This is a genomic window from Arcanobacterium pinnipediorum (genome assembly GCF_023973165.1).
GTDB lineage: Bacteria > Actinomycetota > Actinomycetes > Actinomycetales > Actinomycetaceae > Arcanobacterium > Arcanobacterium pinnipediorum.
In genome coordinates, this window is the sequence record NZ_CP099547.1 from 1686155 (window position 1) to 1711920 (window position 25766).

Sequence of the window (25766 nt, forward strand, 5' to 3'; positions counted from 1 at the left end):
CTTACACATAATAGTTATCGTTTCTACACCGATTGTAACCAAATTGTAATCATTAGTCGCGCTAACGTGCCTCGGATAACAATAAAATCGGACTTTAGGCTATATTCCGTACACGTTACGAGTGTTTTGATCGACGATCGTACACCACGAATCGATATCCATGCCTCGCTGCTGCGCCATGAAACGCACCGTGTATCCAACACCCCAAACCGCATTGGGATGACCACGAAACGGTACCGGAGTCAAATACGGTGCGTCCGTCTCTACCAAAATCAGTTCATCGGCAAGCACATCGAAGGCATGGCGCAACTCAGCGTTGGGCTCATAGGTCAACGGGCCGGCGAAGGATGCATACCATCCGTTCTCGGTACACACCTGAGCCATGTGCCGGTCACCAGAAAAACAGTGGAATACGGTTCGTTGTGGTGCACCGTCAGCTTTCAAAATATCAATGACGTCGCCGTGGGCGTCCCGGTCATGGATTTGCAACGGTTTATCGAGCTCTTTAGCTAGAGCGATATGTGCCCGAAACGCATCTATCTGGGCGCGTCTACCGGCCTCGCCAGTACGAAAATAGTCCAGTCCGCTCTCCCCGATTGCAACCACATACGGATCGGCACTCAATTGAGCTACCTGCTCCACGGCCTCGTCAAGAGAAAACTCCTCATGCCAAGGCTCTACGCGGGGCTCTAAACCATCTGGAGCTACCTCGCGCACTCCAGCATGCAGTGCTGCTTCATTGGGATGAATCGCTAGCGCAGCCCACAGCTGGGGAACATCTCGAGCAAGATCATGGGTAAAATCCAGTAGCGGAACTTCACAGCCTGATGAGATAGCAGCGCGCACCCCGGCTTGTTCCATGCCAGCTAACAATGTTTCGAGTAACACCGGCATTTTCAGGTGGCCATCGTCGCTTCGATTTTGAACTAAGACTTGCCCTTGACCAGATGCAACCGGGTCAGGAGAAATATGGGTGTGATTATCAACGATAGGAACAGCCAGCCGGTCTGGAATATCCACAACCAGCCGCCGACGTTCTTTCTTAGCTTTCGAGCTCGTCATAAACCTGCCGATTACTCTACGATGCCCAGGCGCTCAAGCTCTTCGGCGATCACCGATTCATCGAGCTTGGCAAACACCGGCTTCGGCTTAGCAATTGGAGTGCCGGGCACAACCTCGCGCGGCGCCCACGGCCGCACATTTGCATAATCACCAGTGATAATCGGATACGGATACTCAGTATCTAAATCCGTGACCTCTTCAAGACGAGGCATCGGGGCAAGATCTCCGTCACCACCAAGAATCACATCAATCGCGTTAGATGAGTGTGGCAAGAATACGCTCATCATCGTATTGAGGTCAAAGACAGCCTGAACCAAAGTGTTAAGCACAGTAGCTAGCCGGTCACGCTGGTCTGGTTCCTTGAGCTTAAACGGCTCAGTACGGGTGACATAAGTATTAGCTTCACCAACAAGACGCATGATCTCACTCAAGGCAGCACGCTGCTGGTGGGAGCCAATGAGTTGCCCAACCGTATCAAAACCAGCCCGGATAGACTCCAAGAGCGCACTATCAATTTCTTCACGCTCACCCGCAGTTGGAATCTCACCGAAATTTTTTGCAATCATTGCCCCAGTGCGATTAACTAAATTCCCCCACCCGGCAACGAGTTCGGAGTTATTGCGGCGCACAAACTCAGCCCACGTAAAATCTGAATCAGAGGTTTCTGGGCCAGCGATCGAAATGAAATACCGCAAAGCATCTGGTTGATAACGCGAAAGCACGTCACGAACATAAATCACGACATTCTTCGACGAGGAAAACTTCTTGCCTTCCATCGTCAAAAACTCCGAAGCAACCACCTGGGTTGGTAGATTCAAGGTTCCAAACTCACCAGCATGCCCGCCACGAGATCCAGCACCGTTATAAGCCAAAAGCTCTGCCGGCCAGATCTGGGAATGGAAAACAATGTTATCTTTACCCATAAAGTAATAGGACAGCGCTTGTGGATTCGTCCACCACTCACGCCAATCTTCGGCACTACCCTGCCCGCGCTGCGAACGCCGTCGTGCCCATTCGATCGAAGCCGAAAGATAACCAACCACTGCATCAAACCACACATACAAGCGCTTATTCGGTTTATCTTCCCACCCCGGAACCGGGATACCCCAAGAAATATCGCGACTCATCGCACGAGGGCGAACGTCGTCGAGTAAGTGCTGAGAAAACGAAATCACGTTAGGTCGCCACGAACCATCGCGCTCGACGTCGTCTAACCAGCTCCCTAAAGCTTGCGCAAGTGCCGGTAAATCAAGGAAGTAATGCTCTGTAGAAGTAAAATTCGGAGCTAGCCCAGAAACTTTCGAGACCGGATTGATCAGATCTTGCGGATCGAGCTGATTACCGCAGGTATCGCATTGATCACCGCGTGCCCCTGCGGCACCACAAATCGGGCATGTACCTTCGATGAAACGATCTGGCAACGTATTGCCAGTTTTCGGATCAATAGCTACAAGTTGCTCTTGAACAATCATGTACCCGTTATCGCGGCAGCCTTCAAACAAACGCTGAACAACATCGAGATGGTTTTGAGTTGTTGTGCGCGTAAACAGATCATAGGACAAGCCGAGATTAACTAAATCCTCAGCAATAATCCGGTTGTTTTTATCCGCTAACTGTTGCGGAGTAACACCCTCGTTATCGGCAGCAACCAAAATCGGCGTGCCATGTTCGTCTGTTCCCGAGACCATAAGCACATCGTGACCAGCCATACGCATGTACCTGGAGAAAACATCAGAAGGGACACCAAAACCAGCGACGTGGCCGATATGGCGCGGACCGTTGGCATAAGGCCAAGCTACTGCAGACAAAATCTTCATAACTTATAGATTACGCGCGTAAGGCGATGAGTTGAAACTCCATGTGCCTATCTCACGTTCGGCGCGTATGCTTGGAGTGTAGTCAATGACGATGAGTTATTGGAGGAGCCATGGAAACACAACGCGCCCTAATTATCGTTGACGTCCAGCCGACTTTTTGTGAGGGCGGGGCACTAGGCGTCGACGGCGGAAACGCAGTAGCAGAACAGATCGCAGATTTTGTTACCGAACACGCTGACGATTACTCATACATCGTCACAACCCAGGATTGGCATATCAATCCTGGTCACCATTTTGCTGAAGAACCAGATTTTGTTGATACCTGGCCCCCGCACGGTGTTGCCGGAACTGCCGAAGCAGAGCTCCATGACGCAATTGCCGCGCTGCCCTTCGATGAATCGGTAAAGAAGGGGGAATATCAGGCCGCATATTCCGGGTTCGAAGGCAAGAATCCCGATGGGGAGTTGCTGGAGATGCTGTTGCGTAAACATGACATCAGCGCAGTCGACGTCGTCGGTATTGCCGAATCGCATTGTGTTAAGGCAACTGCGCTAGATTCACTGCGAGCCGGTTTCCCAACCCGAGTTCTTTCTGATTTAACGGTACCGGTGACCGAAGAGTTAGGTATCCAGGCGCGTCAGGAGATGGATGAAGCAGGCGTAGAACAACTCACTTCTGCGCAGGCCTTCGGTTTTTATGATGAAGACGACGACGACATCTCCCGTATCGCTGATGAGTGGGTGGATGCTCATTCGCGTACCGACAATGAGTGGGATTCTGCTTCCTCAGATTTGTGGGATGACGATACTTGGAATGATAACGACGGCGATGGGATCCCTGACGATCTGGAAGATGATGAGTATGGCGCAGCCGATTACCGTGATTTCGAGCTTCCTGATGAGTCAGATGGTGGTGTTATTCGCCCAGCTCCGGCGTATGACGATTTCCAAGATGAAGATGGCAGCGAGTTCAGTGATTCGCGTCGATTTGATGAACTAAGCACCAAGCTCGCCGCCGACGTCGATATTGAGGATCTGGATCTGGATGAATTCGATATCGATATCGATGAAGAACTCGACTTCTCTGACGAGGTTGATGAAGCTGATTTCGATTTTTCGGATATCGATTTCAAGCCCGGTCAGTAAACACGCTTAAGTTCGCATAGCTTTAAGGGATTTAGGGCTAACCGAGCAACTTTGCCACTGTGTCTTTTGCTACTGCGCCTTAGCGAGGTGGTGCTTGTTTCATTGCGGTGAAACAAGCACCACCTTATGTTTACGCGTGATTGTGGCTGACTACGGCTCGCGAGAGTTTCACGGGTCAGTAGTCTGCGCTTGCGGGGCAAGGTTGCGTGCCGTCCACGGCCACCACATGCGATCGCCAAACTCATAGGCCAATCCGGGGATGAGCAAGGAGCGCACGATCAAGGTATCGATCATAATGCCCAATGCGACGATAATTGCTAGTTGCACCATGAACAGCAGTGGCACAATTCCCAACGCCGCAAAGGTTGCTGCTAGGACGATTCCTGCCGAGGTAATCACCCCACCGGTAACGCCGACTGCTCTCGTCATACCGGCACGGCTGCCGATCTCCAAAGATTCTTCGCGGGCGCGCGACATGAGGAAAATCGTGTAGTCGATCCCCAGCGCGATAAGGAAAACGAAGGCGTAGAGGGGGACGGAGGCATCTGCGCCAGGCATATCAAGAATGCGGTAGAAGACGATGGAACAAATTCCTAAGGTTGCTCCAAATGATATGAGGTTAGCTACCAGCACAACGAGCGGGGCTACCACCGAGCGCAGTAGCACCATGAGCATCAGGGCAATGACGAAAAGGACTGTTGGAACAATCTTGGTAAAGTCGCGTTGCGCTGTTTGTTGCGTATCGAGGCTTTCGGCCGCAGGACCGCCTACGAGCGGGTTGCCACCAATGCCGTGGACTACCTTGCGCACTTCACCTACCACCTCTTGTGTTGCTTTGTCTTCTGCGGGCATGGCGGTGGTGAGGTTGAGAAGTACGCGTCCGTCAATAATGAGCGGTTTGGGTGGTGTAGCTGGCTGGTCACGTTCTGATCCCGATACACCGGCAGGCGGCTTGGCTTGTTGATCGGCCGCTACCCCCGGCGGCGGTCCAGTTAGTTGCTCGGCTTCTTGGGGTTGTGGCGTTACTCGAACCACGCCGTCGAGCTTGGTAAGTTCGGTGATTGCTTGGTCGGCCTTTTCGGCGTCGATCACAACAATCGTGGGCTGAATGGAGCCAGATTCGAACTCACGGCCGATGACCTCAAAACCACTAACGGCTTCGCTGGTTTGGGTAAATTGTTCCGTTGCTGAGGTACCTGAGGCTTGGAAGGTGAAGGCGAAGCTGGCAAAGATCAATAGTGTTGCTAACGTTCCAACCCACACACTGCGATAGCGACGTTCGACGAATCGGGCAACCTTATGCCAGATACCATGACTTTCCGCCTCGGCGCGTGAATCGTAGTGCACAATCTTTGCGGGCCAAAACAGCGCGCGGGCATGCTTGCCTGGAATCATCAAAATACCTGGGAGCAGGGTGAGCGCGGCGAGCATAGCAAAAACGATACCGATTGAGGAGATTGGCCCCAATGACGACGTCGAAGAAAGATCAGAGATTAGCAGGATCAGTAGCCCGGCAATAACTGTTCCACCGGAGGCTAAGATCGGCTCCCATGATCCTTTGAGCGCTACTACGAGCGCGGTCATTGGGTGATCGTGCAATGTCAGTTCTTCGCGGTAGCGCGCAATGAGCAGTAGACAGTAGTCCGTTGTAGCACCGATAACGAGAATTGCCAAGATTCCTTGGGTCTGGCCGTTGAGGTTGATAATGTTTGCTTGCGCCAGCCCAAAGACCACCAGCGCCGCCCCACATAGGGCGGTGATTGCTGTGAAGAGCACGGCGATTGGGATGAAAATAGAGCGGTAGACGACGATAAGAATAATAAAAACCACGATGACGGCAACGAGGAGGAGGGTGAGGTCAATTCCGGCAAATGCGCCGCCGAGATCTGCTGCCAATCCTGCAGGACCTGAAACATAAGGAACGAGGTTTTGCCCCGTAGGACCGGCGTCAGATAATTGGGTGGCGAGGGTAGCGCGGATTTGACTGATAGTTAGGCTTATGCGCGTATCGTTATCTGCGGTGCGTTCATTCATCATTGCTTTGTCCAGTGCAATGGGCATGAGTACGGCGGTGCGCTCTTGGTTGGGAATAACTGGAATGGGGCCGGCACTGACGTCTGCTAGTTGCAGGTCTGCATCAAGTTTTAGCTTAGGTAACGACGTCGAGATTTTGCCCAGTAGCGCCATCTGATCGTCACTTAGTTCGCTTTCGTCATTGTTTTGGACGACGACGAGGGCTGGGATAGTGGCGTCTTCGCGGAAGTTATTGGCTTCTTGGGCTGCCCGGGTTGATTGGGCGGATGCGGGAAGGAAGAAGGACGGGTCGGATTCGGTTAGCGTCGAAATTTTCCCCTGTGCCATTCCACCAAAGGCAAAGATCGCTAACCAGAAGAGCAGTAGTAAACCTCGTAGCGGCAGGCAAGCGCGAGATCGCAAGAATGTTACTGCGGAATCTAGCTTTGATGAGCCAGTTGGTTGCGGTAGGTGGCTAGGAGTGTTCGTATTGCTCATTGTTTTCCTTCCATTACTGACTCCACTCTACCTCGAGTTGTGCGACACTTTTACATAAAACGTCGCCAAGTTGTCAGTAGAAAACATCACAGCCTGGCTTTCATGTCACCGCTGTAACAGATCAGCTACCTAGCACCGCTTGATAGAGAACGTTCTTGCGCAACCCAGCGCGCTGAGCAACAAAACCAGCAGCATCCTTCATCCGCACACCCAACTCCACCAGCTCTTTGACATCAGCAATCACCTCTGGGGCAATTTCCCTCTGCCCCGCACAATCATCTCGGTATCCGCCAACCACAATAGAGATCTCGCCTTTGATCTCACCAGCAGACCACTCCACCAGTTCTGCTAAACTCCCTCGGGCCACCTCTTCATAGACTTTCGTCAACTCTCGAGCCACTGCCGCTGGGCGATCAGCACCAAAAATTGCGCTCATATCTTTTAGCGTCTCATGCAAGCGCCGGGGAGATTCAAAGAAAATCATAGTATGCTCATCGCGCGCGAGTTTCGATAATGCCTGCTGGCGCTCCCCCGACTTCCGCGCCAAAAACCCCTCGAAGGAGAATCGATCCGAAGCTAAACCAGAAATTGCCAGCGCAGTAAGCACCGCCGAAGGGCCGGGAACTACTGTGAGCCCAACACCTTCATGAGCCGCGAGTGCAGCTAACCGATACCCCGGATCAGAGACCGAGGGCATTCCCGCATCCGAGACCACAACAACAGCCTTACCCGCCTTCGCTGCCGCAATAAGATCTGGTGCTTTTTCCGCTTCGTTATGATCGTGATAGGCAATAACCGGGGCATGAATCTCCACTCCCAAGCGCCCCACCAGATTCAATAACCGGCGGGTATCCTCAGCTGCAATCAGATCCGCACTCTCCAACGAATCCTTTAACCGCTGCGAAGCATCGGCGTCGTTACCTAACGGGGTTCCAGCAAGAATAATCATGCACACATTCTACCCGCTCACCATCGTTCCCATCGACTACTCGTAGATCCCGACCGCGCCTCGCATTACTGGGCGCCACACTTCTCGCAACGATTTTGTCTTAACGTCGAGACAATTCCTAGATATCGAGGTAAGGTGATACCAAGCACATTTATAGTTGTGTATGAGACAGAGGAGTCGCCATGCCAGAAATCAAACTTGTTTTCCATGTCAACGAAAACGACCGCTGGCCATTCGCCATCCGTTCAGTTGATAACGTCCTGACAAACTCCACAACCCCCGGCACCAACATTACCGTCGTTGCCAATGGAGCTTCTGTTCGATCCTTCTCCCAGCTCGACGTCGAACCCCATCGGATGTCACGAATCAAAGACCTCTCCGATAAAGGCGTCCACTTCCTGATCTGCAATATCGCACTCGAGCAACGCCAAATTAAACCAGATATGGTTCCAGACTTTTGTACCGTTGTGCCCGCCGGGATCGTGGAAATCGCTAAACTACAAGCTGAAGGATACGGCTACGTCAAACCATGACATCCGTCATGCACATTAGCTGACATTCATGACTTACTCGCAAACATCGAGTTTGTGATACTTAAAGCATGAATCCAACACTGCTACATGTGCACGAAGTGACGAAAACTTTCCTCACTTCTGACGGCCCGCTAACCGCCGTCGATCAGCTATCCCTCGATATTCCTACCGGAGAAATCGTCTGCCTTCTCGGGCCCAATGGCGCGGGTAAAACAACGTTGCTCGATATGATCCTCGGATTGATCTCACCCACAGCGGGAGAAATCACGATCGCAGGGGCAACCCCGCGCCAAGCGATTAGTGCCGGGAAAATCTCTGCGCTGTTGCAAACCGGCGGCCTGAACAAAGACATGAAAGTCAGCGAAATACTTTCCTATATCGGCGCCACGTATCAATCTACACACCAAATCTCGTCTGCTCGAATCAGTGAGGTCGTTGTCCAAACACAACTTAACTCGCTGCTAGATCGAAAAATCGGCAAACTCTCTGGCGGGGAACAACAGCGAGTGAAATTTGCGCTCGCACTGCTGCCCGATCCAGACCTGATGATCCTTGATGAACCCACCGCCGGGATGGACGTCACTGCGCGCCATGCGTTTTGGGAAACCATGCATAGTCATGTGCGCACCGGGCGCACGATCATCTTCGCCACCCACTACCTTGAAGAAGCAGAAAATTTCGCCAATCGCGTCATCCTTATCAACCGCGGACGGATCATCGCAGACGGATCCATCGACCAAGTGCGTGCCATCGCCGGGATTCGCCACGTTCGGGCACGAGTTGAATCAGTCAATCAGCAAGACCTCACCGCTTTCGAAACAACTTTCGGCGCCCAGATCACAGACCAGCGCCTGACCTGCGCAACTGCGCAATCTGACGATCTTGCCCGCGCACTGCTCAACGCTGGCGCACACGATCTAGAAATCATCTCCCCCTCTCTGGACGACGCCTTCACATCCCTCGTCGCCGCCGATACTTTAGCGAAAGAAGTCTGACCATGAACATCACCTTGATTCGCGCCGACGTTATCCGGTTTCTGCGCGCCCCCGAAGCGCTCTTCTTTACTATCGGATTGCCCATCTTGATGTACATTATTTTCGGCGGTAGTGCCCAATACGGCGATATCCCCATCGGGCACGTCACTGTGAATGCGGTTGTTTTGATCAACATGAGCATTTACGCGGTAGCCCAAGCTGCGGTTGGTTATACCGGAACGATCGCTATTGATCGCATTCAAGGTTGGGGGCGCCAATTAGCTCTCACCCCACTATCTGCCGATAAGCTGTTATTCATCCGAATAATGTCAGCCTTCCTCATTTCCACCATCACCTTTGGCGCGTTGCAGATGGCAGGTATCGCCATGAGCGCAAATGTCCCACCACTGCGTCTACTTAGCGTCTGGATCATTTCCTATCTGGCGGTTGTGTTATTTGCCAGCTACGGCCTGGCGGTTGTCAATACCTTCAAAGCTGAAACAGCCACGAGCATTTCTGCTGGCTTCCTCGTCCTATTCGCCTTTGCCGGCAATCTCTTCGCGCCACTTTCAGGCACTTTGTTAACCGTTGCACGCTTTACTCCAATGTGGGGAATCGGTGAGCTGGCCCGCTACCCGCTAACTTCCGGACAGATGTATGATGCAAGCGGCGTAATCTACACCACTCCAATCTGGTATGCACTGCTAAACATCAGCGCCTGGTTGGCCATTTTCGTTATCCTGGCCCGCCTTGCTGGGCCGCGAAGCAACCAACGATAACTGCGAATATAGATAAAGGAAAAGATCATGGATACCCGCCGCGAGTATGCGTTATCGCTAACCATGTCTCTGATCTGGTTATTCTTTCTCTTTATTCCACTGCGTCTGATCGCCATAGGTCCCTATTCACCCGCCTTGCGCTCATTGGGCTACCTCCTGATCGCAATCTTCGCAATTGTTAACGTTACGACCTGGGTTCTAACCTTCTTACCGCGCCTGGCACATCGGCGCACTGAGCTCTTCGTTTCCTCGGTTATCATTCAGTCTGCGATCACTGCGAGCGTGCTGTGGCTATTTGGCGCAGCCGGTCTATCACTCTTCCCCTATCTCTTTTCACTGGTCGGGATCCACCTGCCGTTGGCCGCTGCTTCCACCGTCGTCGTAGTGCTGGGGGCAAGTATGGAAATAGCGGGGTGGTGGCTCAACACGTCCGCTCTTGCCCATCAGCTTCTCTTTATCTCAATAGCAATTTTTGCAATGACGGCTGGCTCGCGATACTTCGATCAGATAGCCAAAGAAAAACAAGCAGCCATAGTCCATGAGACGACTGCGAACGAACGCAGTCGCCTGGCTCGCGACATCCACGACGTCTTAGGCCATTCGCTGACAGTTATGTCGATGAAGTCTGAGCTTGCGCTGCGCTTATTCGACGTTGATCCAAGCCGTGCACGTGCCGAGATTGAGGACATTCGCGATCTATCTCGCGCGGCAATTGCAGAAGTGCGTGCAACGGTCTCCGGGATTCGGATGCGGCTTTTGGACGAAGAATTAACCAGTGCCGTCGAGGTCTTGCGCAAGGCGGGGTTGCAGGTCACAGTCACCGGAAGTGTCGACGACGTCGATCCGCGATTCCGATTCGTTTTTGCGTGGGTTGTGCGCGAAGCTAGTACGAATATTTTGCGCCACAGTCGCGCCTCACAGATCACGATTACGTTGAGTTCAAGCCAGATTTCGGTGAGTGATGACGGGGTCGGGATCGGCGCAACAGCACCTGGAAATGGGCTCACTGGTTTAAGCGAACGTATCACGGCAGCTGGCGGACGGTTAGAGATTTCCGATAACTCTCCGGGAACAATTGTGCGAGCAACGATGATCTAAGGCGTAGGCTAACAAAGGGTAACTGAGGAGAAGAGATGATTCGCGTTGTGATAGCAGATGATCAAACACTGGTACGCGGTGCGTTATGCGCATTGTTGAATTTGGAAGATGATATTGACGTCGTCGGCGATGTTGGGCGTGGCGATGAGCTAATTCCCGCTCTAGAAGCCACTGCCGCCGACGTCGCCGTCGTCGATATCGAAATGCCAGGTCTGGATGGAATCGCTGCAACTCAAGCCGTTCGTGCAGCTGGCCTAGCGACCAAAATCCTTATCGTCACCACATTCGGGCGGCCCGGGTATCTCCAGCGGGCACTGACTGCGGGCGCCTCGGGGTTTATGGTAAAAGATACTCCCGCCGAAGAACTCGCCGGAGCTATCCGGCAGGTCTACGCTGGTGGCCAAGTCGTTGATCCGGGCCTAGCAACGCAGTCGCTGTTTTTCGGATCTAACCCGCTCACCGAACGGGAGCGAGAACTGTTGCGGGTGGCTGAAGAAGGCGCTACGGTTTCTGAGATTGCTGCGCAGGTGTTCCTCTCGGAAGGAACTGTGCGCAACCATCTCTCATCCGCAATCGGGAAAACCGGCACTGCCACTCGAGCCCAAGCTGCGCGCGTTGCACGTGAAAAAGGGTGGCTGTAGGTATTCTGCCCCAGTTTCCTCGTCACTGTACGCAACTCTGACTCGGAAAAACTCTTAAATGACTTATATACACCAAATGCTCTTTTTTGGAGACATTAGATATATATCGGCATCAATTTGGATAATCAAGATTTAATGGATACTAAAATCGATGTAACCATACTCAAAAGTAGCAAAACACTTCACGCGCGCCTCATAATCCCGTACACTCGCCGGTATGAGAATAAAAAAGATTATAATCTCCCCGATCCTTGCCGCTGGGCTTGTTATCGGGTTTGCACCTAGCGCACTTGCTGCTGAAGAATTCGCCGTCACAGCAACCACCACACTTGATGAACTCAAGGTGGCACTTGCCGATGAGACTACCCAACGGGTGATCTTCACAGAAAATGCCAACTTTGATGGCGGTATCGTCATCAATCATCCGATGACTTTTGTTGTTAACGATGGTATCGCTGTCAATTTCACCACCGGCGTCGGGCATGCCCTCGATATTAAGTCCGAGTTCGTATTTAACAATATGGGCACGGTTAATCTAGTTTCTAGCGGTGGCTATGGCGTAAAGATTAACCAAAAGACTCCTGGCCAAAGTGTGGTCTTTATGGGAGATGGTCGAGATGGTAGCGCAATTAATGTTGGCCCCACGAAAAACTACGGCATCGATGGCCAACTGCTCAACGGTCCTTTTACAGTTAAGGATATGGCGCTCAATGTTGCGACAGGTCCTGACACTGTTGAAGGGCCGATGATCTTCGCGAAGCAAACCGGAGAAAGCGTTGATGCCAAGGTAGTTTTCGACAACGTCGCGCTTAACTTAGATCATTCGAGTACAACCTCGGTGTGGCGTCCTGCACTGTATTCAGAGCGGGAGATCACCTTCCGCAATAGCGCAGTTCGCTCCCAGACTGTGCGTAACTACAATATGTCTTTTGTTGCTGGCGCTCCTGCCACCTTTGACAACTCCACTGTAGACTTAGTGACCACCGCCGATGCAGTTACTGAAGGTTTTTGGATTTTCAAGAAACCATTTGTTGCGATCAATACGGCAGGTAACACGGTCAATATTCTCAATAGCACTATTTCGAGTGACATTCAGGCAACTGGAGCAACTCACGAGGCGTTCCAGTTCCAAGATTCGACGTACAACATCGATTCCAGTGTTGTCGTTGGCGATTCGCTTGGCGTTGACTCAAAGCAGACAGCCGGATCTCATCTGAAGATCACTGGCGATTCAAAGGTTCAGATTCCAGGCACGAGCGATATGCCTAACGCCAAGATTACAACTGTCATTGATGGCGGCACTGTTGTTCTACCACCGACTACCGTTGCTAAGAATTCGATCGGGCAAGATCTGCGTGAATTTATTTCAGATGCCGATACCACAGAAGTTAGCATTGACCTCGAAGGCAATCCTTACACTTACAAAGTGACCAAAGAATCTGATGATTCCATGAAGCACGTGTGGGCACCGGCAGTTATGGTCGACTACTACGTCAACCAAGACGATGCCCAGAGTGCAGATACTCGTACGCTCATTGCAGGTACGAATATTGCCGAGCCACTCAACGCTACCACCTTCTTTACTCAGCCTGATGTTCCAGCTGGTTTTGCTGGCAAGTTCGTCATTTTTGACCCTACACCGGGCCCGGAGTTCACGTCGATGAGCACGGTATCCCAAGACACTAAGATCACCTTCACCACCACGCCATTGCCTGATGTTGAAACAGTCGATATCACTGTGATGGTTGGCGATCCAGTTGGAGCAACTGACGGAATTGTTGATCTACCCAAGGATGCGAGCGTTGAAATTATTACTCCGGCCGATGTCTCTGTTCCTGGAAAGACCACCCAAACAGTGAAGATTACCTTCGGTGATGGAAGTATGGTCACTAAGATTATCAACGTGACAGTTATTGAACGCAAGGTACCTGATCCAACACCAACCGATCCAACACCAACTGACCCAACACCAACCGATCCAACACCAACCGATCCAACACCTATGCCTACGGATAAGCCATTAGCCCAAACTGGCGCATCGATTTCCGTGGCAGGCTGGATCGCTGCGATTTTGCTCGCTGGAGGTGCTGGTATCATCTTCGCAATTAAGAATAGGCAACGTAGCTAAACGCCGTTTGCGCTAAGTAGCCAATGTGGCTGTGTCTAACCCAACCTGTTAGACACAGCCACATTGCATATTCACCAGCAATCGTCTTGGCGAGAAACCGTGCAGATATTGCTGTACGTTTATTCACAGAGGTACTATGATGTCATATCAAGCAAAGGAGCGATTATGACCACCACCGAAGCCACTCGCGAATGGGAACTATGGGACGCCCAAGAATTAGCTTCTCTAATTGACGGATTCCCCATTCCATCTCTTGAACAATTACAAGAGATTCAACCCGGTGATATCGTCAAGCTGGTTTTTGGTCTGACCGATCCAGAAACTGATATCGCCGCAGAACGCATGTGGGTGATTGTCAATGAGCTTGCTGGAACTGGTTTCATCGGCACGCTTGATACCGACCCTGAAGTTATTGAGTCCTTAACTGCCGGCGATGAAATTCACTTCGACGCCAGCCACGTTATTGAGATTTTCGACGAAGATGCACCGCAAGGTAGCGCAGGTGGATGCGGTGGCAACTGTAATTGCACCTGCGGGCAATAGCCGTTAGCTACATGCCACGATTCTCAGGCAACCAAACCTGAGATAGTACGGTAAAGCGCCGCAGCAGTTTGAGCTGGATATTGCGCTTGAGAATTGGGAATCGTCGTCGTTATCGTTGCACTTAGCGCAGGTACACCACGAAATTCTTTAGCTCGCAACGCACGGAAATAAGTATCTGAACGCAACGCGAACATCTGTGCCAGCGACGGTTTCCACTGGGCAGATAACGCAACAATGGCCGCTACCCGCTGCTGGCGTGCCCGGTAAAAACCACCAGCGCCCACCACACTTAGACCCTGACTAACCACAACAATTTGCTCAGATGAAACACTACGCGCATCGGCGTCGATAACATCGAAAATCTCATCTGCACTTGCACAGCGGGATAGATCAGGGGCCGCGATAGCCCACGCAGGCGGAAGATGGTCGGCGACCTCCCTCCAATCCATATAGGATTTTCCCGGGGCGTGCAAGAAAACTATCGTCGTCACTGTTATGCTCGACGTCGAGATAGCAGTGCGTCAAGCATTGACCCGCCACCTAGAACATCATCACGCGAATCTGCGCCATTAGCCGATTGGTCTGCACTGTGCGCCTGGCCTACCAGACCATCTCCGATGCGTTCGTGCAAGCGGCGCGGACGGAATGGCACATTAGCATCTGAAACATTTTGGGCAAGATTTTCCGCACTGTTCCCAGCTACGGATTTCAACGTGTACGACGGCGTCGCCGGAACAGCGAGCGCAGCTGTGCGGGCATCGATTTCTGCGCGCGTCATCTTACGCACACCTTGCCCAGCTTTGTGTTCTGCAGCAACCTGGACTTCATCGACTTTTTCGTCGATATCCGAGGCGATCGTAACTTCTGCAGGAGAAGGGCTTTGCACTATCGGCTGCTCACTTGGTTGGGTCTGCTTAACTGCCACGCCCGGGCGGGAATGAACACGTAAAATCTTAGCCGCATGCGCGATTCGCTTTGCGTCTTCTTGGTCTGCTTTAAGCATCTCGTTAATGACGTAGCCAAACCCAGCGAAGTAGAGTGCAACAACGCTGGTTGCAACTATTGCTAGCACAGACGAAAGGCTGGTTAGCCACACCGCAAGCCAGGTGGTGACTGCGACGGCAAGGAGCAGGATGCCGATGGTCATGCCACGCATTTGGCGAGCGTGGCGAGTAGCCATTCGAGCGCGTGCCCGAGATCGATCTCTAGCGACGCGCCGTAACTGTTCACTCGTTAATGCTGGTGTCATGATTCGCTCCGTTAAAAAAATTCTGCCATGGGCCGGTGAGGCTGGAGATGGGGAAAAAGTAGAGTCATCGAGTAGTCGCAGATCTTCTGCAAATCGATCATCTATGTGTGCATCCGCTGAAACTTCACATGAACGTAAAGCTTGTGGGACGAGATAGATGAGCAGAAAAATAGCTGCAACTGCAACTCCAACTCCTCCAAAACCCATGCTTTAACGGTAGTAAATACCTTAGCTAAAGCGGATATCTCTCAATGGTGTGTTGCGTATTTTGCTCGACAATTCGGGCATCAGTCTCACGTGTATCACCACTATTAGCGATCTAACACTTCGCAGATGAGTTCATCGCCAACTGCAACCTCGGTTTTATCCTCCGGTACGATCGCCAAACAATTCGCCGCCGATAATGCAGTTATAAGTGGACGACGCGGATCACCGGTAGGTTCAAGCTGGTAACCATCACGTGGATTGCCCAACACTTTAGCTCGAACAAATTCGCGCTGCCCGCGTGGCGACTCCCAACCACGCAAAACTCGGGCTCGAATCGATTGGCGATGAATATGAGAATGGCCTGCCATCTTTCGCAACGAAGGACGAATAAAGACTTCAAAATTCGTCAATGCCGAAACCGGATTACCGGGTAGACAATACACCACAGTGTTTCCGATTCTGCCAACCCCAAGTTGACGCCCAGGCGACATAGCCACATTGTCAAAACGCACATCACCAAGCTGATGCATCACATCTTTGACCGTATCACCACCGCCATAGGACAAGCCGCCAGTAGTGATGATGATGTCAGCTCGCACTAGTTGATCTTCAATCATGTCACGCAACTGCCGAGCATCATCAGACACCGAGCCCACCCGGAAAACGTCGCCATCAGCATCACTGACCGCAGAGGCAAGGGCGTGTGAGTTAGCATCAAAAACACGCCCCCGGCGAGCCTGGGTTCCAGGTTCTTGGAGTTCATCGCCAACCGACATAATAACAACCCGAGGGCGCGGATGAACCATAACTCGCGAATGACCCGCAGATGCCAGCATAGCCACCTGCCGAGATCCAATACGCACCCCAGCCTGCAAAATAATAGAACCAGCCTGCAAATCTTCAGCTTGCATGCGAATATTGGCTCCCGGTTCAACTCCGGAACTAATCAGCACCTCAGCTCTGGCTTGATCAGTTGATTCAATAGGAACAACCGCATCAGCATTCGATGGCATCGGAGCACCCGAGGAGATACGCATGCACGCGCCCTCAATAATGCTTTGCGCATCGGTAGCGTCTGCACGTATCTCGCTGATAACTGGAAGTTTCACCGGCTGGGCCGCGCTCGCACCGAAAACATCAGCTGCACGCACCGCATATCCGTCACGTCCGGCAAGGTTAGTAGCTGGTAAATCTACTAAGGATCGAACGTTATCTGCAAGAATCGTCCCTACCGCATCATGCAACGTAACAGTAAAGGCAGGCAGGGGTGAAACAATTGCGAGACAATCAGCAAGGTGATCGGCAACGGACTTCATATTTTTTCCTCCGATTTTGATGTATTTCTAGTTTATCTGCTCCGCGCTAAAGGTTGCCCATCTTATTGAACTTTCGTGGAAGAATGAACCTATGAACTCGGCACTGACATTACCCGATACATCCGGTATGGATATCGAAGAAGCAAAGCAGGCCGTTCGCGCACTGATTCGCGAGCGGCGCAAGAGCAGAGCACACCAGTTTTCGTCCGAATGGGTTGAACCGGTTCTGCAATTTACTGACGGTCTCGACGTCGTCACATGCTACGTCTCCTTACCCGACGAACCTCCTACCGGGCCAGTCCTCGACGCGTTAGCGGCAGCCGGGAAAACGATTTTGCTCCCGAAACTTGGCCCTGGCCTGACGCGAGCCTGGGCAGAATACCGCGGGAAATCAGATTTAGCTCAGCTCGCTCCGGGCCGTCCGCTTGAACCATCGGGCCCAGCGTTACCCCAAGACGTCTTAGCCGACGTCGATGCCATGGTTATCCCCGGACTTGCGATTTCTGCGTCGGGCCAACGTATGGGGCAAGGCGGAGGCTGGTATGATCGCGTCCTCAAAACTGATAACCTCACTAGTCGAATTGGCCAAATGGTTTTTCCGTGGGAATTTTTCACCACCGACCTGCCACAAAATGAGTTAGATGTTCTCATCCCCTACGTCCTCCTTCCCTCCGGCTGGAGTGCTACCGCCGCATCAAGAAACTGACACCTCTCTACTACGCCACACCCTTTCACCTCTTTGCGGTGGCTTTTGGCAAACTCGCGGCAACGCTCATCGCTTCGCAGTGGCAAAAATCTGGGTGTGATCTACTTATTTTCCACACTAATGTTCCATTGAGATTTATCCACAAGAAGCGGCGCACTGGCCGGAAGCCTACCTAGAAATTGGCACAATCAATACATGCCTACTTCAATCTCAACTTACCGCCGTTTTCGAGCTACGCTGTGGCGCTGGCGCTGGGTGACAATCCTGGTGTTCACAACACTAATAGCGCACAACGTTTTATCCACAATAACGTTGACGAACCAGCCTCGTTACCCGGCAGTTGTGGCGTCAGCCGATCTACCGGCTGGCCACGAATTATCAGCAGATGATGTGGAGACCAACCTCGTACACGATCTCTTACCCGACATGGCCACCGATCCGGCAGATCTCGTCGGATTTCACCTTCTAACGCCTGTGTCTTCCGGAGCTGCGATCGGGAAGAATCAGGTGCTCTCCCCTGAGGTTCTAGCTAAACCGCGCCCTGGTTTCGTCATAGCTCCGGTATTGCTTGCTGATACTGGCGGACTATCTATGCTACAAACGGGAAGCTACATTGACTTGTTCGCACCTGCCCCCGATAGCTTTGGTGAGGGAAGTGGCGAAGCGGAGCTGATTGCGCGCCATATTCGAGTTGCCGGAGTTGCCCAAAGCACTGGAGAATCAACTTTCTTCCGTGACATGCCCGACACCATGAGGTTCTTCTTAGAAATACCTGACTCAACAGTTAAAGTAATTCTGGGCGCCGGGACGCGCACTCCACTATTAGCAGTGCTTTCCCATACGCCTAGTGAATAACACTTGTATCAAGTTAGCCCAGCTATTTTTCAAGGAACCTATATGCTCAAAGGATTTAAGGACTTCATCAACCGCGGCAATGTGGTTGAACTCGCCGTAGCCGTCGTCATCGGCGCAGCTTTTTCTCCCGTGATCTCCTCACTAACTGAAAAAGTCATTATGCCGTTGATCTCAGCACTCTTCGGCCAACCCAAGTTCGATCACATCGGCGAATTCCATATCGGCCAAACAGCAATCCAGCCTGGATTCTTCCTCACCGCTGTCGCTAACTTCATTATCGTCGCGGCCGCTATCTATTTCGCAGTTGTTATGCCGATGAACGCCCTCAAAGCACGCAAGAAAGTCGAACCTGAAACCACACCGCCCGCACAAGATATTCAACTACTAACTGAGATTCGTGACTTGCTCGCACACAAATAAAAACACACGCCACTCGTTACTGACTGAGGCCAACTATCCCGGCCTAACTGGGCTAACTACCCCAGCTCAGTAACGAGTGTGGCACGAAAATAAACGTTACAGCTTTCCAAAGTGCGGCGGGATATTTTCTAAAAGTTGTCTCTCGTGGGCATCTAGAGCCTGCCCAGTGCGAACTTGAATCGGCTCGACCTTAGGCAAAATCGTCCGCGCATCTGATATATGTACAGCCTCTTCTGGCGTAGTAATCTCACCATTAGCGAGCCGTTGCGCATCTACTCGCGACAAGCGAACCACGCGACGAGATTTTTTATTCCCCGTCACGGGCAACTCCCATCCGTCGCACGATATTAGCCAACACACGTTCGATCTGGCTACCGCGACGCAACGCTAATTCATGGCGAACCTCGGTGACGTACTGCGTTACGTTACGCTCAATTCCGTCTGAGGCAATCCAGGTGATGAGATCTTCGAGCTCGTTATCTGTATAGCCAGCAATCTGTAACCCCGGCATGATCGCTGGGCGTTGGCCGCGCGCTCTGGCTACAGAACCATTGCCCGTAGTGGAATGCGGTAGCGGTGAGTCCTGATCTTCTTCTCCATTCGAGTGCACTAAGCCAGTAGCAGACGGCTCATGTAGGAGATCAGTTGCGGCATAAACCAAGTCAATGACGCGTTGTGCTTCACCTTGCGGATCGACGAATAGCGACGTCGAAAAAGTTTGGTAAACAGCCCATCCATGAGCTTCCAGCGTCGCAAAGCGATGCCGATCGCGCCGGCGAATAGACTCTATCTGAGTGTAGTCATTATCGTCATACATCACAGCCACAGCCCATTGATCACGAATCTTGGGATGCCCCACAACCAACGGAATACGCCATTGGCCACTGCCAACATTTGCTCGTGTCACGAAACCAGCAGCTTCGATCCGCTGTGCCAAATCTGCTAAAAGCGGCGCTACCTCCTGTGAATCATCCGTGATCATGCTTTGGCTATGGTAGCCACCAGCTTCGGATAAAAGATCTGCTAGCAGTCGCGGACCTGGAGTTGTCACTCTGTTAAATGAAATCTCGCCCGGAGCGATGGAAGAAATGATGGTCATCGAAGCACGGGCAGCTTCAATTGCGTCAATCATCCCGGCAAAACCTGCCGGAGTCGATAACATGCCAAATGAATGCAGCACGCGTCCGTGAACGGTCTTGCCATAGCCAACTGAAAGAATCACATGGTCACGGCGAATTCCACTAGCGGCCATAATATCGACTACCACAAACGGTTCGCCGTTGTGCCCACTATACAATTGAGAAAGTTCTGCAGAATGGGTGCCCACATGCCGCAAGGCATCACGTATCCGCTGTGCATGTGTGGACGAGACTGTGATAACAGCGAGCGATTCATCTGGGCGATCCATCGCATGAGAAAGAATTGCTTCAACAACAGCATCTACTTCGACTTTTGGCGCCACTACGGCTCCGTTGCCAGAAGCACTCGGAACTCCGCGTCCGTCAACAACAACCAGTTTCGATTTCTCGGATCGGGAAACGGATGGAATATCTACTAAGACATCATCATAGCCATGGTTGCGTAACGTCCGAATCGACAAGTCGTCTAACTTTATCCGATTTGCCGGCAATTGGCGTACTGGCAGGACTGCCGATAACGCACGCATAACACCATTTTCGCGCTCAACAAACTGCGCACGGCGTACATCTCCCATGGCGACGACTTGCCGGCCACGAGTCATTGACGACGCAACTGAAGCAACAGTAGCATTATCGGAAATATCCATCATCACCACATCAACCCACGGCATGGGCGGGATGAATTCAGCAGCGATAGTTGCCGGGACGATCCAGATCGGTCGCGCTACCTGGACCAGTCGCTGATAGGTTGCAATAACATCGCGCAGCACTGACACTCCACTGGAAGCCAACATGCTATCGAGTTTCAACGTATCGTTGCGACGATCGATCATAAGACTACGCGCGTTATTAACTACCGCAAATTTTACCGGACCAGCCATTGACTCGCAGTGCACCGTATCCAAATCACGGAAAGCTCGTAAGAGCCGCGACAGATCCTGTGGGCCAAGATGAGCCAACGACGTCGAGTGCACAATGAGTTGTTCAAAAACAGAAGACCAGTATGCCAGTTCGAACTCTGCTTCGATACTTTCTGCACGCACCGCGCGCGCAATCATATCGTCGAGGAATCTTCCTAGACCACGACTGCGCAACTCATTGAGCGCCGCATTGCGTTCGGGCAAGATCGCCATATGTGGCGCATCAGTTGCCAAGTGAGCGATACGCTCTTCGAGCTGGGCAAACTCCAACGAAAAGAAGTTCTCTCCACCAAGATGCTCAGAAAGGAAATCAAGATCAGCAAATAGTTCGGCACTTGTGGAACGGATTTGATTCAATCCTTGAGGCAACTGTGGCCATCCACCCTCGGCAGTGTATCGGCGCCAAGTCTCCCTACGTTCTTGGACTTTGAGGAGCTCGGCGTGCAGATCCTTAACCACAACACCTGGGCGAATCAAATCCTGGGCCTGCTTTTTGAACCTACGACGCTCCGAACCACGCATGGAATACCCATTGGCTTCCCGCCACTGGCGCGAAGCACTCGCAATAACCATGTCCATTGCTGAGGTTTCAAAAATCTGGGGTAAGAAAATGTCGAGAGACTGCGAAATACCGTCAAGAACCTCGATTTGTTCGCGCCACTGACTCACGGTATCTGCCTGGCGCAACCCGGTTTCTCCCGCTGCACGCGAGGACTGCGCAACAACTGCTGGTATTGAGATTTCATGGAGCCGGCGCACTGCATCCAAAGCCTGGTTACCTAGCGCAGGATCGGCAATATCAGTTGTATTCCAGGCAGAATGTGCAACCTCAGGATCGAAGGCATGCCGGTGCCCAGCAGTAGTCAAAAGTTCGTAGATCGATTCCAGATTCTCTCCCGAGATCTCATCTAGCGTCTGAGCGTCGAAGCGCACTTTCGTCACTGGAGCATGATTACCTTGGGTGGAAGCTGCAAGTTTTTCCAACAAGTCATAAACCGACACACCCCAGTGCGGATCGACGTCATGCAACTCGTACATGAAGGTTTCGAGTTCGGTGCGCACGCGCATGAGTTCTGTACGGCGTTCGAGTGTTTCATCGGTTGGCAGATCGGGGCGTTCTACACGCATGCCGGTGCGTAACCGCATGGGGATTGCTTCGACGTCGGAAAAATCGGCAACCAGCGAGCCCAGACCGCGGCGATCAAGTTCCGCCACTAGTTGCGCTGCGCTTGATGCTCGCGATGGGACGACGATGAGCGAGCGACCCGAAGCAACCGTGTCAGCAGCAATTGCTGCCATAGTTTCGTAGCGTTGGGAGCCTGGCGGGCAATCCACGACGATTGACCGTCCTGCGGCCACTGCCTCAACGACGTCGAGCTCTGCTGGATCTAAATCACCCACTCCGCGTTCTTGTTCGGGATGGCGATCTTTGGGGTTACCTGGCGATAATGGCAACGACGATAGCTGGCGAGCTTCTTCGTCTCCAGCCAGGGCAAGCATGGTACCCGAGGTGCGAATATAGGGTTCCATCGCCTCGAGATCGGCAAGCATCGTGCGTTCTGGCTGGAAGAATGAGCCTAACGTGACGTGGGGTTCGTATGTAAAGCCCGGCAAGTAGATTCGGCCCAATTCCGTTAATCGCGTGATGAGCACGTCAACTGGGCCATCCTCACTTGCTAACTGGCGTAGATTAGCTAGTTCTTCGGCAACCGCTCCGTGGTTGCGCAAGGCTCGAATCACTGCGGTATTGATGTCAACGGCTGGGGTGAGTTGAATGAGTGCGTCTTTTTGGTCATGGAAGAAAAGCCGAACGGGACGATATACCGCAACCTCTCGAATAACTCGCGCTTGGCGAATAGTTGGGGGCGTATCTGGCTCAGCTGCACTACTATCGGCTACCTGTGTGGGCGCATCATCAACTGATTGGTCGCTTGATCCTAGATCGTTAAGATAATTTTCGGGCGATAACTGCAACTCGCCAGTAGCAGTATAAGCATTGACTAACGCCTCGGTTACTTCTGGTTCAGGTAGTTCGGTCCATGTCATGACACCCACAGCCAGACTTGCCGGTGCATGGCCATAGGTTTGGGTAGCGATATGGAGTTCGTCGCGCAGCCGTAATAGTTGAGTTTTTGCCTGCGCGAGAGCGCGCTCTTCGCGTATCAACGACGATAGGCGCGTAGCTTGATATGCGTAGAACTGTGCTGAGCCCGTGGGATGGATTTGAGTCAGATCAATACGCCCCGGACTGCGCTCAGCTTCACGTTGGTCTGCGCGCTGGACTAGCTCCGCGAGCTCAGCATGCCACCGCTCATAGGCCTGGCCTATGAGGATTTCGCGCGAGGCATGTAGTTCTGGGGTACGCGTAGGAAGGGCGGGTTCAGCAACTGGATCTGGAGTTTGTTCAACTGCGCTAGGTTCGTCGACGTCGTCGCTGTGGTCAGCTACCGGAAACTGGTCCGGTTGAGTTTCCTTTTTCCATTTAAATAAACTCACGTTCTACACCTCTCGCCGTCGTCATATTCTTCTAGCTATTTTCACGCGAGCGCTACTGCGTGCTCTTGACAGAAAACTGGTTGCTGTGCGCACGTTTGGCATGTGACAAGTCGCTCGCGGCACGAAGGCTCATCGCAGTTGTGTAACGTGTTAGTTGACGCACCACACGAATGGCAGGTTCCAATGAGGCTAACGTCGCCGCCGTCGAAGTCCATCACTTCACGGTTGTCGAAAACGGTAAGTGACCCCTTCCAGCGTCCAGTGTTGCCAAACATTTCGCCGTAGCGAACAATACCGCCATGGAGCTGCATTACCTTGGAAAAACCGCGCTTTTTCATCAGTGCGGTCAGCACTTCGCAGCGGATTCCGCCCGTGCAGTATGCCAAAATTGGTTTGTCTTTCAGGTCATCATATTCACCTGAATCGAGCAGTGAAATAAAATCATGCGTGGTTGATGTTGGTGGCACAATTGCACCGTCAAAACGCCCTACTTGCGCTTCAATAGCATTGCGGCCATCGAAGAAAACCAGATCTGGGTTCTGTGCGATGATCTGTTCAACTTCTTCGGGGCGGACATGGCGGCCGCCGCCAACGATGCCGTTCTCGTCAACTTCTAGTTCATCTGGAGCACCGAACGCTACGATTTCTTTGCGCACTTTGACTGAGAGGCGCGGAAAATCAGATGCGTAGCCGTCAGCGTCTGTGCCAAGGCCTTCGGAGATCTTCCATTCAATGTCAGCAAATTCAGGATACTGTTTCATGCGTTTTACGTATGCTTTGCATGCTTGAATTGTCCCACCCACGGTGCCATTGATTCCATGCTGGGAAATCAGGATGCGCCCGCGCAACTTTAGGCGCTCACATAAATCCCACTGCCAAAGCTTAATCGCCTGCGGATCAGCGATGGGCGTGAATTTGTAGAAAAGTAAAACTCGCGAAATTGCCACAGTATTTCCCCTTTATGCACTATCACCAGAGCTGTTCTGATGGAACCAGGCGTGCCCCCGATAGGAATCGAACCTACGACACCGGCTTTAGGAGAGCCGTGCTCTATCCACTGAGCTACGAGGGCATGGACTTTCTTGGATGAAGAGTCCTTACCTAGTCTAACTGATATAGCCAGCATCAATGAACCTCACCATACCGAGAGGTTTAACCGTGGTATTGGTCTTGTGCTCAGATTGGGCTCGGTGTGGCAGATACGTGCAGACTTTAGTTGACTATTGCACAGTCACTTACTGGTCTGATTCAGCTTGTTGTGGCTGCGGGCCCACGTCGTCTCCTGGCCGGACGCGACGCGGAACAACCATCGTTGCGCAAGCGGTTGTAGAGAGCACAGTTTGCGAGGTTGATCCCAGGAGCAGACCAGCGAATCCGCCTCGACCCCGAGTTCCGATCACAACAAGATCGACTTCATGGGAGAACTCGGCGAGAACTTCAGCCGGATTGCCTTCGATGGCGTGGATGTCGACGTCGATCTGGCGCCCTTCGTCAACTTCGGCAAGTTGCGCCCGAACTGATTCGGAGACTTCGTCTAAGAAGCCGTCGTGGAGGCTATCTGCTGGAATCCAGGTTGCAGCTGCCGTATTGACGGTAGCCACAATAGATAGTCGCGCATTCCAGCGATCTGCTTCCCACACTGCACGTTGCAGCGCGGTTTTAGCGTGTTCCGAACCGTCTACACCTACGACGATATGTTTAATTGGCACGTCCTTGACTTCGTGCTGGGATGGAACTACAACGGTTGGGCAGTATCCGTTAGACGGCACAGCTGAAGAGACGGTTCGCAGTAGCCGATCCGCTAGCGAGCTGGAGTTGGGTTCACGGCCACCGACGACGACGAGGGCGACTTTCTTCGACATCTCCACAAGCACCTCAGTTGGGTCACCGAATTCGAGCGACCACGTTACCTCAACTCCTTGCCCTTGGAGTGCCTGAGCTTTTTCTTGAATCATTTTCTCGGCAGCTGAACGCAAATAACCGCTATCCTCGGCGGGAATACTCAGTGCACTTGGGGCCATAAACTCTGGCGCATAGCTAGGTAGTTCATAGACGCATACAAGATGCAGGCGAGCGTTGCGAGCTTTGGCTTGCGCGTGTGCCCACATCAGTGCACTTGAAGCACCTCGTGAACCATCGACTCCAACAACAACGATATTCTCGTGTGACATAGCAATCTCCTTCGATCACTTTTATTATTGCACGATTTGCAAACTGTGTCAGGTGTCACTGAGAATACTGGTTGAAATATAGTAATTGGGGGTAAGCATTATGCTTA

21 protein-coding genes, 1 tRNA gene and 1 pseudogene are annotated in these 25766 nt (G+C 52.2%); 11 read left to right on the top strand and 12 right to left on the bottom strand.

Translation table 11 applies throughout. The features are described 5' to 3' along the window. Positions 1-99: 99 nt before the first annotated feature. Both NG665_RS07545 and metG read right to left on the bottom strand, forming a co-directional pair. Positions 100-1062: a TatD family hydrolase gene (locus tag NG665_RS07545; RefSeq protein ID WP_252673097.1), complete on the bottom strand. Its 963-nt coding sequence runs from the start codon at positions 1060-1062 to the stop codon at positions 100-102. An 11-nt stretch (positions 1063-1073) separates the two neighbouring features. Beyond that, a complete protein-coding gene (gene metG, locus NG665_RS07550) occupies positions 1074-2879 on the bottom strand; it encodes a methionine--tRNA ligase (RefSeq protein WP_252673098.1) in 1806 nt (601 codons plus the stop codon). A 110-nt stretch (positions 2880-2989) separates the two neighbouring features. On the opposite strand from metG, the pseudogene NG665_RS08770 reads away from it, so the two are divergent. Further along, positions 2990-3568 (top strand): annotated as a pseudogene (locus tag NG665_RS08770) (isochorismatase family protein); the annotation flags it as partial. Positions 3569-4192: 624 nt separating this feature from the next. On the opposite strand, the gene NG665_RS07560 reads toward NG665_RS08770, so the two are convergent. Then, positions 4193-6535: an MMPL family transporter gene (locus NG665_RS07560; RefSeq protein ID WP_252673100.1), complete on the bottom strand. Its 2343-nt coding sequence runs from the start codon at positions 6533-6535 to the stop codon at positions 4193-4195. A 121-nt stretch (positions 6536-6656) separates the two neighbouring features. Then, complete coding sequence (gene rsmI, locus NG665_RS07565; RefSeq protein WP_252673101.1) at positions 6657-7484, bottom strand: 16S rRNA (cytidine(1402)-2'-O)-methyltransferase; 828 nt, start codon at positions 7482-7484, stop codon at positions 6657-6659. Positions 7485-7666: 182 nt separating this feature from the next. Between rsmI and NG665_RS07570 the strand changes: the two genes are divergently transcribed. The 7 genes from NG665_RS07570 to NG665_RS07600 all read left to right on the top strand — a co-directional run bounded on the left by NG665_RS07570 (position 7667) and on the right by NG665_RS07600 (position 14180). Continuing rightward, positions 7667-8017 (top strand): DsrE family protein, encoded by a 351-nt coding sequence (locus NG665_RS07570; RefSeq protein ID WP_252673102.1) that lies wholly within the window; start codon positions 7667-7669, stop codon positions 8015-8017. Between the two features lie 68 nt (positions 8018-8085). Continuing rightward, positions 8086-9012: an ABC transporter ATP-binding protein gene (locus tag NG665_RS07575; protein WP_252673103.1), complete on the top strand. Its 927-nt coding sequence runs from the start codon at positions 8086-8088 to the stop codon at positions 9010-9012. Positions 9013-9014: 2 nt separating this feature from the next. After that, positions 9015-9770 carry a hypothetical protein gene (locus NG665_RS07580; protein WP_252673104.1) on the top strand — a complete coding sequence of 252 codons (756 nt, stop codon included), beginning with the start codon at positions 9015-9017 and terminating at the stop codon, positions 9768-9770. A 27-nt stretch (positions 9771-9797) separates the two neighbouring features. Beyond that, complete coding sequence (locus tag NG665_RS07585; protein WP_252673105.1) at positions 9798-10868, top strand: sensor histidine kinase; 1071 nt, start codon at positions 9798-9800, stop codon at positions 10866-10868. A 35-nt stretch (positions 10869-10903) separates the two neighbouring features. Further along, entirely contained in the window at positions 10904-11509 is a 606-nt protein-coding gene (locus tag NG665_RS07590) for a response regulator transcription factor (RefSeq protein ID WP_252673106.1), read from the top strand. Between the two features lie 217 nt (positions 11510-11726). Continuing rightward, positions 11727-13637: a Rib/alpha-like domain-containing protein gene (locus tag NG665_RS07595; RefSeq protein ID WP_252673107.1), complete on the top strand. Its 1911-nt coding sequence runs from the start codon at positions 11727-11729 to the stop codon at positions 13635-13637. Between the two features lie 165 nt (positions 13638-13802). Next, positions 13803-14180 (top strand): DUF2314 domain-containing protein, encoded by a 378-nt coding sequence (locus NG665_RS07600; protein ID WP_252673108.1) that lies wholly within the window; start codon positions 13803-13805, stop codon positions 14178-14180. A gap of 23 nt (positions 14181-14203) precedes the next feature. Here the strand turns inward: NG665_RS07600 and NG665_RS07605 are convergent, their stop codons facing one another. The 3 genes from NG665_RS07605 to NG665_RS07615 form a co-directional block, all read right to left on the bottom strand. Next, complete coding sequence (locus tag NG665_RS07605) at positions 14204-14671, bottom strand: hypothetical protein (protein WP_252673109.1); 468 nt, start codon at positions 14669-14671, stop codon at positions 14204-14206. A gap of 2 nt (positions 14672-14673) precedes the next feature. Further along, positions 14674-15636 (bottom strand): hypothetical protein, encoded by a 963-nt coding sequence (locus NG665_RS07610; RefSeq protein ID WP_252673110.1) that lies wholly within the window; start codon positions 15634-15636, stop codon positions 14674-14676. Between the two features lie 104 nt (positions 15637-15740). Further along, the gene (locus NG665_RS07615) at positions 15741-16952 is read right to left on the bottom strand and encodes a molybdopterin molybdotransferase MoeA (RefSeq protein WP_252673111.1); all 1212 of its coding nucleotides are present in this window, start codon (positions 16950-16952) and stop codon (positions 15741-15743) included. A gap of 91 nt (positions 16953-17043) precedes the next feature. On the opposite strand from NG665_RS07615, the gene NG665_RS07620 reads away from it, so the two are divergent. The 3 genes from NG665_RS07620 (at position 17044) to mscL (ending at position 18933) form a co-directional block, all read left to right on the top strand. After that, positions 17044-17658, top strand: coding sequence for a 5-formyltetrahydrofolate cyclo-ligase (locus NG665_RS07620; protein WP_252673112.1), 615 nt, complete (start codon positions 17044-17046; stop codon positions 17656-17658). A gap of 195 nt (positions 17659-17853) precedes the next feature. Next, the gene (locus NG665_RS07625) at positions 17854-18513 is read left to right on the top strand and encodes an SAF domain-containing protein (RefSeq protein ID WP_252673113.1); all 660 of its coding nucleotides are present in this window, start codon (positions 17854-17856) and stop codon (positions 18511-18513) included. A 42-nt stretch (positions 18514-18555) separates the two neighbouring features. Continuing rightward, entirely contained in the window at positions 18556-18933 is a 378-nt protein-coding gene (gene mscL, locus NG665_RS07630) for a large conductance mechanosensitive channel protein MscL (RefSeq protein ID WP_252673114.1), read from the top strand. A 96-nt stretch (positions 18934-19029) separates the two neighbouring features. Here mscL and NG665_RS07635 read toward each other — a convergent pair whose 3' ends face one another. The 5 genes from NG665_RS07635 to NG665_RS07655 form a co-directional block, all read right to left on the bottom strand. Next, positions 19030-19254 carry a hypothetical protein gene (locus NG665_RS07635; protein WP_252673115.1) on the bottom strand — a complete coding sequence of 75 codons (225 nt, stop codon included), beginning with the start codon at positions 19252-19254 and terminating at the stop codon, positions 19030-19032. Continuing rightward, the gene (locus tag NG665_RS07640) at positions 19241-23488 is read right to left on the bottom strand and encodes a PDDEXK-like endonuclease domain-containing protein (protein ID WP_252673116.1); all 4248 of its coding nucleotides are present in this window, start codon (positions 23486-23488) and stop codon (positions 19241-19243) included. The genes NG665_RS07635 and NG665_RS07640 overlap by 14 nt, the downstream gene beginning before the upstream one ends. 41 nt (positions 23489-23529) lie before the next feature. Beyond that, complete coding sequence (gene trhO / locus NG665_RS07645; RefSeq protein ID WP_252673117.1) at positions 23530-24435, bottom strand: oxygen-dependent tRNA uridine(34) hydroxylase TrhO; 906 nt, start codon at positions 24433-24435, stop codon at positions 23530-23532. Positions 24436-24487: 52 nt separating this feature from the next. After that, positions 24488-24560, bottom strand: a tRNA-Arg gene (locus tag NG665_RS07650). A 163-nt stretch (positions 24561-24723) separates the two neighbouring features. Continuing rightward, entirely contained in the window at positions 24724-25659 is a 936-nt protein-coding gene (locus tag NG665_RS07655) for a universal stress protein (protein WP_252673118.1), read from the bottom strand. Positions 25660-25766 lie beyond the last annotated feature (107 nt).